This window comes from Xanthomonas sp. LF02-5 (genome assembly GCF_034105325.1).
Classification (GTDB): Bacteria; Pseudomonadota; Gammaproteobacteria; order Xanthomonadales; family Xanthomonadaceae; genus Xanthomonas_A; species Xanthomonas_A sontii.
Map to the genome: position 1 here is coordinate 214,681 of NZ_JAXGGF010000006.1, position 14,691 is coordinate 229,371.

Here is a 14,691-nt window from a genome sequence, read left to right on the forward strand (position 1 = left end):
CCTGCCTGCTGCCTTGGAGTCCGCGATGTCCCGTGTTGCCCCCATCCGTCGTTTTCCGCGCCGTTCGGCCCTGGCCGTGGCCTGCCTGCTGGCTGCCATGCCGGCCTTCGCGGCGACACCGGCCGCGTCTGCTGCCGACAGCGCCGAGGACACCGAACGCGACGTCACCACCCTCGACAAGATCAGCGTCAAGGGCGAGCGCGCCGAGGGCTACAGCGTGCGCAAGACCAGCGCCGGCACCCGCTTCGAACTGGCGCCGCGGGAGATCCCGCAGTCGGTGAGCATCATCAGCCACCAGCGCATCGAGGATCAGGGCCTGGACGACATCATCGACGTGCTGGAGAACACCACCGGCGTGTCCAGCACGCGCTCGGACAGCGAACGCTTCGAGTTCTACGCGCGCGGCTTCTACATCGACAACTACCAGTTCGATGGCATCCCGACCACGATGGTGCAGAACTGGAGCTACGGCGATTCGGCGCTGGACCTGGCCCTGTACGACCGCGTGGAAGTGGTGCGCGGCGCCACCGGCCTGCTCACCGGCGCCGGCAACCCCTCGGCCTCGGTCAACCTGATCCGCAAGCACGCCGACAGCGCCGAACTCACCGGCAGCGTCACCGTCAGCGCCGGCAGCTGGGGCCGCACGCGCTCCACGGTCGACGTCACCACCCCGCTCAACGCCAGCGGCACGGTGCGCGCGCGGGTGATCGGCAGCTACCTGGACACCGATTCGTACGTGCAGCGCTACAGCCAGCGCAAGTCGCTGGGCTATGCGGTGATCGATGCCGACCTGACCCCGGACACGCAGCTGAGCGTGGGCTACGACTACCAGAACAAGCAGTCCGACGGCGTCACCTGGGGCGGCTTCCCGCTGTGGTACGCCGACGGCAGCCGCACCGACTATCCGCGCTGGTTCAACCCGGCCGCGGACTGGACGTTCTGGGACACCACCAGCAAGCGCGCCTTCGCCACCCTGCAGCACGCCTTCTGCAACGGCTGGCAGCTCAAGCTCAACGCCACCCACGACCAGACCAACGTCACCGACAAGCTGTTCTACCCGTACTACACGATCTATGGCTTCGACCGGCAGACCGGCGCCGGCGTGGTGCCGTACTCGGGCTACTACATCACCGGGCGCAAGGTCGACGGCCTGGACGCCTACGCCGAAGGCCCGTTCCAGCTGGCCGGGCGCGAACACGCACTGATGGCCGGGCTCAGCTACAACCGCCGCCGCTACGTGAACACCGGTGCCTTCGACTTCCCCGGGCCGCTGCCGAGCTACCTGGGCTGGACCGGCGCCTATCCGGAACCGGCCTGGTCGCCGCTCAGCGAGTTCAGCCGCGGCACCGTCACCCAGAAGGCCGGCTATGCGGCGGCGCGGCTGTCGCTGGCCGATCCGCTGAAGCTGATCCTGGGCGCGCGCTACACCGACTGGAAGGTGGACGGTGCCGAGAGCGGGGTGGGTTACGTGCTGCACCAGAAAAAGACCACGCCCTATGCCGGCCTGGTGTACACGCTCGACGACGTCTGGTCGGTCTACGCCAGCTACACCGACATCTTCCAGCCGCAGACCGCGCGCACCGCCAGCGGCGCCTACCTGGACCCGGTGATCGGCAAGAGCTACGAGGTCGGGGTCAAGGGCGCCTGGTTCGACGACCGCCTCAACGCCGCGCTGTCGGTGTTCCGCATCGACCAGGACAACGTCGCCCAGGCCACCAGCGGGTTCGTGCAGGGCACCACCGAAACCGCCTATGTCGCCGCGCAGGGCACGGTCAGCCGCGGTTTCGAACTGGAACTCAACGGCGAGCTGGCGCCGGGCTGGAACGCCACCTTCGGCGCCTCGCGCTACGTGGCCAAGGACGTCGCCGGCGCCGACATCAACAGCCAGTTGCCGCAGACCACGCTCAAGCTCTACAGCAGCTACACCCCGCGCAGCCTGAGCGAACTGACCGTCGGCGGCGGCGTCAACTGGCAGAACCGCATCTACTACGTCGATGCCACCTACGGCCGCTTCGCGCAGAGCGGCTACGCGCTGGTCAGCGCTTTCGCGCGCTACCGCCTGTCGCCGGCCTTCTCAGTGCAGCTCAACCTCAACAACCTGCTGGACAAGCGTTACTACGCGCAGATCTACGGCTACGGCGCCTGGGGCGAACCGCGCAACGGCACGCTGAGCTTCAGCTGGTCGTTCTGAGCCGGCAGGCCGCGCGCGGGTGCTGACGCTGGCACGGCCGCGGCGCAGGCGCGCGACCGCGGCACTGCATGCACGGGATGGAGGCGGCCTAGGCCTCGGCGATGCGCAGCGGTGCGTCGCCAGCGGCAGCGACCCGGTTGCGGCCGCTGCGCTTGCCGCGGTACAGCGCCGCATCCGCGCAGCGCAGCAGCTCCTCGGTGCTGCGGCCGTGGTCCGGATAGGCGGCCACGCCGATCGACACGGTCACCGGCGGCAGCGCCTGACCCTGGTGCTGCACCTGCAGGTTCGCCACCGCGGCGCGGATCTGCTCGGCGCGGCGCTGCGCCACGTCGGCGGCGGCGCCCGGCAGGATCACCGTAAACTCCTCGCCGCCGTAGCGGCAGGCGATGTCCTCCGGCCGCACCAGCCCGGCCAGCAACTGACCGAACGCGGCCAGCAAGGCATCGCCGCCAGCGTGGCCGAGGCGGTCGTTGAGCGCCTTGAAGTGGTCCAGGTCCAGCATCATCAGTGCCAGCGGCTGGTCGCGCCGCTCGCAGCGCGCCAGTTCGCGCAACAGCGACTCTTCCAGGTAGCGGCGGTTGTACAGCCCGGTCAGCGGATCGCGGATCGACTGCAGGCGCAGACGCTGGCGCAGCTGCAGGTTGTGCAGCGCCATCGCCAGTTGTTCCGCCACCACCTCGACCAGGGGCAGGCGCTCGAGCAGGGTCGGATCGCGGCTGGACAGATGGATCAGCCCCAGCGGCTCGCCCTGCACCATCATCGGCACGCAGGTGCCATGGCGTGCCACGCCGGCGGCGTGCGCGCAGGCCGGCGCGGCACCGGGCCGCTGGATCTGGGTGGCGCGGCTGCGCAGGCCTTCGCAGCCGCTCAGCGACAGCGACGGCGCGCACACCGCATCCTCGCCCCAGTGCGCGACGCAGACCGCCTGCTCGCCCGCCGCGTCGGTGCAGTACACGCTGCAGCCGGCGTCGCCGAGCAGGCGCTCCAGCGCCTGCCGCGCGACCTCCACCGCCTCGTCCTGCTGCACGCAGCTCTGCAGTCCGCGGCTGCAGCGGTTGAGCGTGCGCAGATCCTGTTCGGTGCGCTGCATCTGCTGCACGGTGCCCACCAGCAGCGCATTGGCATGGTGACCGCGCTGCTCGGCCTGACTGCGGCGGCCGATCTCGCGGCGCAGCAGCAGGTACAGGCCCAGGGTCAGCGCACACACCGTGGGGATGCCGATCACCGCCAGCCGGCGCAGCAGGTCGGCGTTGGCGGCGGTGGAGCGGGCGCTGCTGGCCAGCGCCGCGCGCTCGCTGCGCACCAGGCTGTCGGTGTTGCGCCGGATCGCCTGCGACATCAGACGGCCCTGGCGGGCGCGCTCCGGGTCCGGCTTGCGCATGCCTGCCGCCCTGCCCTGGAAGCGGGCCACGGCGAGCGCGCTGTCGCGTATGCGCGCCTCGATCTGCGCCTGGACCTCCTGCAGCCGCTGCTGCTGCGCGGGGTTGCCCTGCAGCAGCGTGGCCAGTTGCTGCAGCCGCGGCGGCAGCGCGCGCTGGCACGCCCGGAAATCGGCCAGGTGTTCGCGGCTGTCCAGCAGCAGGAAGCCGCGCAGCGAGGCATCGCAGTCGGCGAGGTTCAGCTGCAGGCCGTTGATCTCGGCAATGACCCGGTGGCTGCGCTGCACCGCGGCCGCATCGGCGAGAAAGCGCTCGCTGCCCACCAGCACGCCGCCACTGATGCCCAACAGCAGCAGCAGGGCCAGCGGCACGCCATAGCGGTTGATCGTGGTGGAGGGCATGGCGTCGGCCAATGGGAGGAAGGAAGGCCGCGCGCGCCCTGCACTGCGCTGCGCAGTCAAGCGCAGGGAGCCATGCAAGTTTCAGGCCGAACCGCGCGCCGCGTCACAGCCAGCCCTTCTGCCGGGCCAGCCGCGCCGCCTCGATGCGGTTGCCGACCCCGAGCTTGCCGATCGCCTCGGACAGGTAGTTGCGCACCGTGCCCGACGACAGCCCCAACTGCGTGGCGATGTCGCCTGCCGAGGCGCCCTCGCCGGCCAGACGCAGCACCTGGCGCTCGCGGTCGTTGAGCGGGTCGGCCTCGGACCAGGCTTCCAGCGCCAGTTCCGGGTCGATCGCGCGGCCGCCGCGGTGCACCTGGCGGATCGCCTCGATCAGCCGCTGCGGCGGCGCATCCTTGAGCAGGTAGCCGCCGACCCCGGCGTCCAGGGCGCGGCGCAGGAAGCCGGGGCGGGCGAAAGTGGTGACGATGATGACGCGCACCGGCAGTTGCTGGCGCTGGATGCGCTGGGCCAGCTCCAGGCCGCTGAGGCCGGGCATCTCGATGTCGGTGACCAGCAGGTCCGGCGCATGCGCCTGCAGCGCGCGCCAGGCGGCTTCGCCGTCGGCCGCGCTGGCGACCAGGTCGAGATCCGCTTCCAGGCCCAGCAGTGCGCCCAGCGCACCGCGCACCATTGCCTGGTCCTCCGCCAGCACTAAACGAATCACGGCACCCCCCGGTCCTTGTCGGCCCATTGTAGTGCCCGGGCCGGGCCGGCGCTCAGCCGAGCGCGGCGTCCTGGTCCACCGGGGACTGCATCCGCGCCGCCGGCGCGGCATCCGGCATCGCCGCCTCGACCCGCGGCAACGGCGCGGCGGCGACCAGGCAGGTGCCCAGGCCGCGCTCGGAGGCGATGCGCAGGCTGCCGCCCACCGCCTCCAGCCGCTCCCGCATGCTGCTCAGCCCGGTGCCCGGCTGCAGCGCGCCACCACGGCCGTCGTCGCGCAGTTCCAGCAGGGCCTGGCCGCGCTCGCACCACAGCCGCAACTGCGCGTGGCTGGCACGCGCGTGGCGCTGGATGTTGGTGGCGGCCTCGCGCAGCACCAGCGCGAACACCGTCTCCAGCTGTGGGCACGGCGGCAAGGCCTCGACTTGGTAGCGGAAGCTCACCCCCGACGACTCCAGCAGCAGCTTGGCCGAGGCGATCTCCGCCGCCAGCTGCGCCGCGCGGATGCCGCTGACCGCACGCCGCACCTGGCTCAGCGCCTCGCGTGCCACCTGGCCCACTTCCTCCATCTCGCGCTGCGCCGCGGCGGCGTCGTGCGCGAGCAGGCGCGTGGCCAGGTCCGACTTCAGCGCCACCAGCGACAACGTGTGGCCGAGCAGGTCGTGCAGGTCGCGACCGATGCGCTCGCGCTCGGCCACCGCCGCCAGGCGCCGCACTTCCTCGTGGCTCAGGCGCAGCTGCGCCTCGCCGCGCGCACGGCGCTCGAAGCTGATGTTCATCAGCCCCACCGACAGGCCGACCACCATCGCGCTGACCATGTACAGCGGCGACCAGCCGCGCATCGTCCAGGCCAATGCGAACGAGGCCAGCACCAGCAGCATCGCCGCCACCGCCCGCTTCGGCTCGAAGCAGAACGCCAGGAAGGCGCAGGCATAGATGATGTAGCACTGCGCGCCGGGGTTGTACGGCAGCACCACGAACGCCAGCGCCGCCATGCCGGCCACGCACCAGGGCAGGTAGCGCCGGTGGCGGTAGTAGGCCACGTAGTACAGGGCCAGGAACATCAGATAGCTGGCCAGCGTCGGCGGGAACCAGTTGCGGAAGTAGTACGGTTCGTAGAGCGGAGTGACGAACAGCCAGATCGACCACACCAGCGACAGCCACACGAACCAGTGGGTGCTGGACTTGGCCGAGCTCCAGCCGATGCGGCGGGCGATCAGCGAGTCGGGCGATGCGTGCAGCAAGGCGATCACGTCGGGCTCCCAGGGCGGCACGGCCGCCGCAGCGCATAGCTTAGCGAAGGCGCAGGCGCGCGAAACCGCGCGGCGACGCCGGAATCGGCACGGCGCACCATCAGCCGCGACGCAGGCGCCGCTGCGCCAGTGCGTAGAACACCACCGTCACCGCCAGCAGCGCGATGACATGGCCGGCACTGCCGTGGCCGTCGCCCTGCCCGACCACGCGCAGCGCCAGCTGGCCCAGGTGATACGACGGCCACAGCGGCGCCAGCGTGGTCAGCCACGCCGGCAGCAGTTGCAGCGGGATCCACAGCCCCGACAGGAACGCCATCGGCAGGTAGATCAGGTTGACCAACGCCGGTGCGCCGCTGCCGCCGGCATAGGCGCCCAGCGCCAGCCCGATCGCGCAGAACGGCAGCGTGCCCAGCACGTCCACCAGCAGCAGCCCGATCCGCTGCGCCGGCGTCAGCATCACCCCGCCGAGCAGCGCGGCCAGCGCCTGCAGCAATATGCCGATCGCCAGCGCGAACGCCATCGCCAGCGCGGTGCGCGCCAGCAGCAGGGCCAGCGGCGGCACCGGCATCGCCCGCTTCAGCGCGAGCAGGCCGCGCTCGCGGTCCAGGGCCAGGCCGACGCCGAACCCGAACAGGGCCGGCGCCATCACCCCGAACACGCTGTAGCTGGCCATCAGGTACACCGCCGCGTCGTGGCGCCCATGATTGAGCAGCACGCCGAACAGCAGGTAGAACAACGGCGGGAACAGCAGCGTGGGCAAGGCGAACGACGGCGTGCGCAGCCAGCGCAGCACCTCGTAGCGGATCTCGCGCAGCAGCAGCACGCTCTGGTCGCGCAACGACCAGGCGGCCGCCGGGGAAGCAACGGACAGATCGATCGGATTCATGCGGCCTCCGCACGGGTGATGGCGAGAAAGGCGTCGGCGAGGCCGGCACGGCGCACTTCCAGCGCCGTCAGCGCCGGATCGCCGGCGAGCAGCCGCGCCACCACCGGCTCGGCCGGCTCGGCGACCACCTCCAGCACCCCGTCGCGGCTCTCGGCGCGACGCACCTGCGGCCACTGCGCCACCTGCGCCGCCGGCAGCGCGCTGCGGCAGCGGATGGTGCATTGTTCGAAGCGCGCACGCAGTTCGGCGACGCTGCCCTCGGCGATCAGCGTGCCGCGCTGCAGCACCGCCACCCGGTCGGCCAGCGCCTCGGCCTCTTCCAGATAGTGCGTGGTCAGCAGCACCGCGCAGCCATCGGCGACCAGCTCGCGGATCGCCCGCCACAGGCCCTGCCGCGCCTCGATGTCCAGGCCGGTGCTGGGCTCGTCCAGGAACAGCACCCGCGGCCGCCCGCAGATCGCCATCGCGAATTGCACGCGGCGCTGCTGGCCGCCGGACAGTTGGCCGTAGCGGCGTGCCATCAACCCGTCCAACCCGGCCAGCGCCACGCAGTCGGCGACGCTGCGCGGCTGCGGGTAATAACCGCGCGCCTGCAGCAGCAGTTCGCCCACGCGCAGGGTGTCCGGCAGCCCGGCGGTCTGCAGCATCGCCCCGGCCTGGCGGCGTGCGGCCAGCGCCCGCGGATCCTGCCCGCACAGGCGCACGCTGCCGGCGTCGGGCGTCTGCAGCCCGAGCAGCAGGCTCACCGCGGTGCTCTTGCCGGCGCCATTGGCGCCCAGCAGCGCCAGCAACTGGCCGGGCCGCAGCTGCAGGTCGACGCCGTCGAGCGCGACCAGCGTCCCGTAGCGCTTGTGGACGCCGCTGAGCTGCGCCAGCGGCAACGCATCGTGATCGGGCATGGGACACTCCGGTGCTGGCAGGGAGTGCCTAGGCTGCGCCGCGGCGGCGTCGCCGCCCAGTGCGGCGCGTCAGCTGCAGTGGATGACATCTGTCACTGGCAGCCCCCGCACGATTGCCGCATGCTGCGATCCACGCCGAGGGGCGGCGTTCTCCCGCTACAGCGCATCGCAGAAAGTGACTTCCGGCCATGCCCACGGCGGCCGGTGGCTCGCACACTGCAGCGCGCCGACCGTTTCGTTCAAGGACACGATGAGTACTTCCTCCGACCTGCTCAAGGAACTCCGTATCGACCGCAAGGCGCCGCCGAGCGAGCCGCCGTCGCGGCGCGGGCTGTGGATCACCGTGGTGCTGCTGGTGGTGCTGCTCGCCCTGGGCGCCGGCGGCTGGTGGCTGTTCGGCCGCAGCAAGCCGCTGGAGGTGCGCACCGCCGCGGTGGTGGCGATCGCCCCCGGCAGCAGCAGCGCCTCGGTGCTGGACGCCAGCGGCTACGTGGTGGCGCGGCGCATGGCCACGGTCTCGGCCAAGATCACCGGCAAGGTCCGCGAGGTGCGCATCGAGGAAGGCATGCGCGTGGAGGAAGGCCAGGTGATGGCGACGCTGGATCCGATCGACGCCAACGCGCAACGGGTGCTGTCGGCCTCGCAGCTGGACGCGGCGCGCAGCCTGGTCGCCAACATGCAGGCGCAGGTGCGCCAGGCCGATGCCGACGCGCAGCGGCTGCAGACCCTGGCCGGCCAGCAACTGGTCTCGCGCTCGCAGTACGAACAGGCGGTGGCGCAGCGCGATGCCCTGCGTGCGCAGTTGCAGAACGCGCAACGCAACGTGGCGGTGGCCGGCAACCAGTTGTCGATCTCCGATCTCAACGTGGACAACACCATCGTGCGTGCGCCGTTCTCCGGCGTGGTCACCGCCAAGGCGGCGCAGCCGGGCGAGATCGTCTCGCCGCTGTCGGCCGGCGGCGGCTTCACCCGCACCGGCATCGGCACCATCGTCGACATGGATTCGCTGGAGATCGAGGTCGAGGTGGGCGAGTCCTACATCGGCCGGGTCAAGCCGGGCATGCCGGTGGAGGCCACGCTCAACGCGTATCCGGACTGGAAGATCCCGGCCGAGGTGATCGCGATCATCCCCTCCGCCGACCGCGGCAAGGCGACGGTGAAGGTGCGCGTGGCGCTGAAGCAGAAGGACGCGCGGATCGTGCCGGAGATGGGCGTGCGGGTCAGTTTCCTGGAGGCGCCGCAGCCGCAGGCGCAGCACACGCCGCAGGGCGTGCGGGTGCCGGGCGCGGCGATCGTCAAGCGCGCCGGCCAGGACGTGGCGTTCGCGGTCAAGGAGGACAACACGGTCGAGCAGCGCGCGCTGAAGACCGGCATCGCCCTGGGCGACGACCGCCAGGTGCTGTCCGGCCTGGCCGCGGGCGACACGGTGGTGCTGGATCCGCCAGAGGCCTTGCGTGCCGGCATGCAGGTGAAGACGGCGGAGGCCGCTGCGCAGTAGCGCACACCGGTGTGCCACACATTGCGCAAGCGCCCGATGTCGCACTTGATGTAGTCGCTTTTCAACTGCACCCAGCGCCGTCACACCGCTCTTGCTCTGCTGTTGCTGTTGCTTGGCTTCGGCTCTTGATTTACCGGGTTCCCTTCCGCAGCGGCGGATGGACCGGGGAAAAACCCGAAGGGCGGCGCACATGGATGTGCGCCGTTCGCGGCAGGGGCAGGATGCCCCTTCCGCGAATCCCCGGTGCATCCGCGGACCCGGAGCGCGCAGCGCGGAGGGCGCAGCGCGGAGGGCGCAGCGCGGAGGGCGCAAGGCAGGGCGCGCTTTCTTTTGGTTACCTTTTCTTTGCGCGAGCAAAGAAAAGTAACTCGCCCGCAAGGGCGAAAGCCTTTGCTGTTGCTTGAAGTTTGCGTGTCAGGTGAGAAGGTCTGTAGGAGCGGCTTCAGCCGCGACCAACGCAATCGGTCATGCATGTCGCGGCGTAAGCCGCTCCTACAATCCAGCGGCCGCCGCAGTAGCAGCAAATGCAAGAGCAAAGCTTTCGCCTTGCGGCGAGTTACTTTTCTTTGCTTGTGCAAAGAAAAGTAACCAAAAGAAAGCACACCCTGCCTACGCGCCCTCCGCGCTAACGCGCTCCGGGTCCGCGTCCAGCCCGGGGATCCGCGGAAGGGGCATCCTGCCCCTGCCGCGGACGGCGTACATCCATGTACGCCGCCCCTTCGGGGTTTTTCCCCGCGCTGGCCGCCGCTTCGGAAGGGAACCCGGCAAGTCAAAAGCAAGAACAACGGCAACGGCAGAAGCAACAGCAAAAGCAACAACCGCTGCAGCTGCACTTGCAACAGCAACAGAAAAATCAAAAGCAAAAGCAACGGTAATTACATCGCCGCCATCGGCGACCGCATCGCCTCCACCTCGTCCACCGCCAGGAACACCACCATGTCCACCCTCGTCACCCTGCGCAACGTCACCAAGACCTACCAGCGCGGCCCCGAGAAAGTCCAGGTCCTGCACGGCATCGACCTGGATATCGCCCGTGGCGACTTCGTCGCCCTGATGGGTCCGTCCGGCTCCGGCAAGACCACCCTGCTCAACCTGATCGGCGGGCTGGATTCGCCCAGCGGCGGCGAGATCGAGATCGAAGGCCAGCGCATCGACCGCATGAGCGGCGGCCAGCTCGCCACCTGGCGCAGCCACCACGTCGGCTTCGTGTTCCAGTTCTACAACCTGATGCCGATGCTCACCGCGCAGAAGAACGTCGAACTGCCGCTGCTGCTGACCTCGCTCAGCGCCGCCCAGCGCAAGCGCAATGCCGAGATCGCGCTGACCCTGGTCGGCCTGGCCGAGCGCCGCAACCACAAGCCCAGCGAACTGTCCGGCGGCCAGCAGCAGCGCGTGGCCATCGCCCGCGCCATCGTCTCCGACCCCACCTTCCTGATCTGCGACGAACCCACCGGCGACCTCGACCGGCGTTCGGCCGAGGACGTGCTGGGCCTGCTGCAGGAACTCAACCGCAGCCACGGCAAGACCATCGTCATGGTCACCCACGATCCCAAGGCCGCCGAGTACGCCACCCACACCGTGCACCTGGACAAGGGCGAGCTGGCCGACGCGCCGGCCGCGCACTGAGCGAGGCGATGCCATGAAGTATTTTTCGTTGATCTGGGCACAACTGTTCCGCAGCAAGACGCGAACAGTGCTGACCCTGTTCTCGGTGATCGTCGCGTTCCTGCTGTTCGGCCTGCTCGACTCGGTGCGCGTCGCGTTCACCGCCGGCGGCTCGGTGGAAGGCGTCAACCGCCTGGTCGTGGCCTCGCGCCTGTCGATCACCCAGTCGCTGCCGGTGCGCCTGGAAGCGCAGATCCGCAGCGTGCCGGGCGTACGCGACGTGACCTATGCGATGTGGTTCGGCGGCATCTACAAGGATCCCAAGGACTTCTTCCCCAACTTCTCGGTGGCGCCGAACTTCTTCGACGTGTACAGCGAGTACGAGATGCCGCCGGAGCAGCTCAAGGCGTTCCGCGACACCCGCACCGGTGCGGCGGTGGGCGAGGCGCTGGCGAAGAAGAACGGCTGGAAGGTCGGCGACGTGATCCCGCTGCAGGCCACCATCTTCCCGCGCGGCGGCAGCAACGACTGGCCGCTGGAACTGAAGGCGATCTTCCGCGCCAAGGACCGCGCCAACGTGCAGGCGGAGAACCAGTTGATGATGAACTGGAAGTACTTCGACGAGAGCAACGACTACATCAAGGGCCGGGTCAGCTGGTACACGGTGCGGCTGGACAACCCCGAGCACGCCTCGCGCGTGGCGCAGGCGATCGATGCGCTGTCGGCCAACTCCGACCACGAGACCAAGTCGCAGACCGAGTCGGCATTCCAGCAGGCCTTCGTCAAGCAGTTCGCCGACATCGGCCTGATCGTCACCTCGATCATGGGCGCGGTGTTCTTCACCCTGGTGCTGCTGACCGGCAACACCATGGCGCAGGCGGTGCGCGAACGCATCCCGGAACTAGCGACGCTCAAGACCCTGGGCTTCCAGGACCGCACCGTGCTGACCCTGGTGATCGTCGAGTCGGTGCTGCTGATCGTGCTCGGCGGCCTGCTCGGCATGGCGCTGGCGGCGGCGGCGATCCCGGTGCTGGCCAGCGCCAGCCGCGGCGCGCTGCCGGTGCACGCGGTGCCGCTGCAGACCTGGCTGATCGGCGCGGCGCTGATGCTGGTCATCGGCGTGGTGGTCGGCCTGCTGCCGGCGCTGCGCGCGCAGCGGCTGAAGATCGTCGACGCCCTGGCCGGGCGCTGAGCCCGCCCCTTCTCTCCAGCACAGCGATGCCACGGACGGCGACGCAGACCCGAGGAACAACGCAATGAAGATGCAATGGTTATGGAATGTCCTGGCGATCGCGGCGCTGGCGCTCGGCCTGGGAATCTGGATCGCCCTGCCCTGGTTCCTGGTGCTGGCGCTGGTGGCGGTGCTCGCCGTGCTGCTGCTGGTCACCCGCAGCGGCCGGCTGTCGCTCGCCGCCGCGCGCATCGGCATCGCCAGCCTGCCGCAGCGCTGGGGCGCCAGTTCGGTGATCGTGGTCGGCATCGCCGGCGTGGTCGGCGTGCTGGTGGCGATGCTGGCGATGGGCCAGGGCTTCCAGGCCACCCTGGACAGCACCGGCGACGACACTACCGCCATCGTCCTGCGCGGCGGCTCGCAGGCCGAGACCAACTCGGTCATCACCCGCGACCAGGTGCCCTTGATCGCCAGCCTGGCCGGCGTGGCGCGCGGCGCCGAGAACCGCCCGCTGGTCTCGCCGGAGTTGTCGCAGGTGGTGAACCTGCAGTCGAAGTCCGACGGCACCGACGTCAACGCGCAGTTCCGCGGCGTCGGCGAGCAGGGCTGGGCGGTGCACGACAAGGTCAAGCTCCTGCAGGGCCGTCGCTTCCAACCGGGCCTGCGCGAGATCGTGGTCGGCAAGGGCGCGCAATCGCAGTTCCGCGGCCTGCAGCTCGGCCAGACCCTGACCCTGGGCAACCAGGCCTGGACCGTGGTCGGCGTGTTCGCCAGCGGCGACGCGCACGACTCGGAGCTGTGGACCGACACCCAGACCCTGGCCACCACCTACAACCGCAGCGCCTACCAGTCGATCAGCGTGCGCACCCAGGGCCAGGACGGCTTCCGCCAGTTCAAGGCGGCGATGGACGCCGACCCGCGGCTGAAGCTGGACGTGTTCACCACCCGCGAGTACTACCGCAAGCAGGGCGGCAACCTCAGCAAGGTGCTGGAGGTCCTGGGCACCTTCATCGGCACCATCATGGCGATCGGCGCGGTGTTCGGCGCGCTCAACACCATGTACGCGGCGGTCGCCACCCGCGCCCGCGAGATCGCCACCATGCGCGCGCTGGGCTTCCGCGGGCTGCCGGTGGTGGTGGCGGTGATGCTGGAGACCATGCTGCTGGCGCTGCTCGGCGGCGTGCTGGGCGGGCTGATCGCCTGGGCGATCTTCAACGGCTACAGCGTCTCCACCCTGGGCAGCAACTTCAGCCAGGTGGTGTTCCAGTTCAAGGTGTCCCCGCCGCTGCTGTGGACCGGGCTGAAGTGGGCGCTGGGCATCGGCCTGGTCGGCGGCCTGTTCCCGGCGCTGCGCGCGGCGCGGCTGCCGATCACCACCGCCCTGCGCGCGCTGTAGCGCCAGGGCTGAACGCGCCGGGCCGGGACCGCTGTCCCGGCCCGGCCCAATGGCGGCTGACGCGTCATCGTTCCGTCATCGAAACGCGGTAGAACGGCCGCCGCCGAGGCGCTAGCCTGCGCGGCCATTTGGTTCCACGCCGCCACGCCCATGTCCTCGCGCCTGCGCCTGCTGCTCGTCCTCTGCGCCAGCCTGTGGCTGAGCGCCTGCTCCTCCACCTCGCTCAGCGACCGCCTGGTCGCGCCGGGCGGCGTGTCGCCGTTGATGGACGAGGAGCGCATCCAGAGCCTGCTGGCGACCCTGCCCAACCGCAGCGGCCACGTGGTGGTGCCGGGCGGCATCCCGATCTTCTGGCGCGCCATCGACCCGGGCGACTACCACATGCGCTACCGCTACGAGCATGCCGGCCGCGACGCCAGCGGCCACGAGCATGCCGACTTCGCCATGGACGTGGGCACCTCGGCGCCCGCCTCGCACATGGCCCCGCGCGGCACCGTGGTGCTGCTGCACGGCTGGATGATGGACGGCGACTCGCTGCTGCCGTGGTCGCTGGACCTGGCCCAGGCCGGCTACCGCAGCATCAGCATCGACCTGCGCAACCACGGCCGCTCCGGCGGCGGCCCGGCCGGCTACGGCACCCGCGAGTCCGACGACGTGGTCGCGGTGATCCGCGCCCTGCGCGCCAGCGGCGAGGTGCAGGGTCCGGTGTACCTGTTCGGCGTGTCCTACGGCGCGGCCACCGCGCTGTTCGCCGCGCAGAAGCTCGGCGATCAGGTCGACGGCGTGGTCGCGATGGAATCCTTCGCCAACGCCGGCCGCGGCATCCGCGACATGATCCCGCACATGCTCGCCAGCCGCCCGCGCGGCTGGATGGCCAGCGCGGCGATGGACCTGGCGCGCTGGCGCTACGGCGGGCAGAACCTGGATGCGGTGATCGCCAACGCCAATCAGCGCCTGGCGCTCAACCTGGACCAGGTCGACGTCACCGCCGCCGCGCGCGCCGCGCCGGCCTGCGTGCTGCTGCTACACGGCAGCGCCGACCAGCACATCCCGGTGGCGCACGGCCGCCTGCTGGCGCTGGACGCCCCGCGCGCGCACTACCTGGAGATGCCCGGCGAGAACCACCTGAGCCTGCCGATGCGGCTGGATCTGCTGGCGCCGACCGTGGAGGACTGGTTCGCCGACTTGCAGTCGCCGAGCCACGGCGGCCGCTGCCCGCAGCCGCTGCCGCCGCGTGCGGACCCCGAGCTGCAGCTGACGGGTGGGCCGGCGGCGAGCGATAGCCGCGGCTGAGCGGCGGGATGACC

The 14,691-nt window shown here is 70.5% G+C and carries 12 protein-coding genes; 7 read left to right on the plus strand and 5 right to left on the minus strand.

Going from position 1 to position 14,691, the window contains the following annotated elements:
* The first annotated feature begins 25 nt into the window (after positions 1-25).
* Positions 26-2,191: a ferric-rhodotorulic acid/ferric-coprogen receptor FhuE gene (gene fhuE / locus SLW52_RS16495; protein WP_320740733.1), complete on the plus strand. Its 2,166-nt coding sequence runs from the start codon at positions 26-28 to the stop codon at positions 2,189-2,191.
* Between the two features lie 88 nt (positions 2,192-2,279).
* Here fhuE and SLW52_RS16500 read toward each other — a convergent pair whose 3' ends face one another.
* The 5 genes from SLW52_RS16500 to SLW52_RS16520 form a co-directional block, all read right to left on the minus strand.
* Positions 2,280-3,971 (minus strand): diguanylate cyclase, encoded by a 1,692-nt coding sequence (locus SLW52_RS16500; RefSeq protein ID WP_320740734.1) that lies wholly within the window; start codon positions 3,969-3,971, stop codon positions 2,280-2,282.
* A gap of 103 nt (positions 3,972-4,074) precedes the next feature.
* A complete protein-coding gene (locus tag SLW52_RS16505; RefSeq protein WP_026143841.1) occupies positions 4,075-4,677 on the minus strand; it encodes a response regulator transcription factor in 603 nt (200 codons plus the stop codon).
* A gap of 52 nt (positions 4,678-4,729) precedes the next feature.
* The gene (locus tag SLW52_RS16510; RefSeq protein WP_295910031.1) at positions 4,730-5,929 is read right to left on the minus strand and encodes a sensor histidine kinase; all 1,200 of its coding nucleotides are present in this window, start codon (positions 5,927-5,929) and stop codon (positions 4,730-4,732) included.
* A 100-nt stretch (positions 5,930-6,029) separates the two neighbouring features.
* Positions 6,030-6,815, minus strand: coding sequence for an ABC transporter permease (locus SLW52_RS16515; protein WP_295910028.1), 786 nt, complete (start codon positions 6,813-6,815; stop codon positions 6,030-6,032).
* Entirely contained in the window at positions 6,812-7,714 is a 903-nt protein-coding gene (locus SLW52_RS16520) for an ABC transporter ATP-binding protein (protein WP_267098789.1), read from the minus strand. The genes SLW52_RS16515 and SLW52_RS16520 overlap by 4 nt, the downstream gene beginning before the upstream one ends.
* 250 nt (positions 7,715-7,964) lie before the next feature.
* On the opposite strand from SLW52_RS16520, the gene SLW52_RS16525 reads away from it, so the two are divergent.
* The 6 genes from SLW52_RS16525 (at position 7,965) to SLW52_RS16550 (ending at position 14,677) form a co-directional block, all read left to right on the plus strand.
* On the plus strand, positions 7,965-9,212 hold the full coding sequence (locus tag SLW52_RS16525; RefSeq protein ID WP_320740735.1) for an efflux RND transporter periplasmic adaptor subunit: 1,248 nt from the start codon (positions 7,965-7,967) through the stop codon (positions 9,210-9,212).
* A 704-nt stretch (positions 9,213-9,916) separates the two neighbouring features.
* Complete coding sequence (locus SLW52_RS16530; protein WP_153752516.1) at positions 9,917-10,087, plus strand: hypothetical protein; 171 nt, start codon at positions 9,917-9,919, stop codon at positions 10,085-10,087.
* Between the two features lie 61 nt (positions 10,088-10,148).
* Entirely contained in the window at positions 10,149-10,838 is a 690-nt protein-coding gene (locus tag SLW52_RS16535; protein WP_017908954.1) for an ABC transporter ATP-binding protein, read from the plus strand.
* A 13-nt stretch (positions 10,839-10,851) separates the two neighbouring features.
* Complete coding sequence (locus tag SLW52_RS16540; protein WP_152246529.1) at positions 10,852-12,009, plus strand: FtsX-like permease family protein; 1,158 nt, start codon at positions 10,852-10,854, stop codon at positions 12,007-12,009.
* Positions 12,010-12,073: 64 nt separating this feature from the next.
* Complete coding sequence (locus tag SLW52_RS16545) at positions 12,074-13,384, plus strand: ABC transporter permease (protein WP_320740736.1); 1,311 nt, start codon at positions 12,074-12,076, stop codon at positions 13,382-13,384.
* A gap of 150 nt (positions 13,385-13,534) precedes the next feature.
* Complete coding sequence (locus SLW52_RS16550; RefSeq protein WP_320740737.1) at positions 13,535-14,677, plus strand: alpha/beta fold hydrolase; 1,143 nt, start codon at positions 13,535-13,537, stop codon at positions 14,675-14,677.
* The last annotated feature ends 14 nt before the right edge of the window (positions 14,678-14,691 follow it).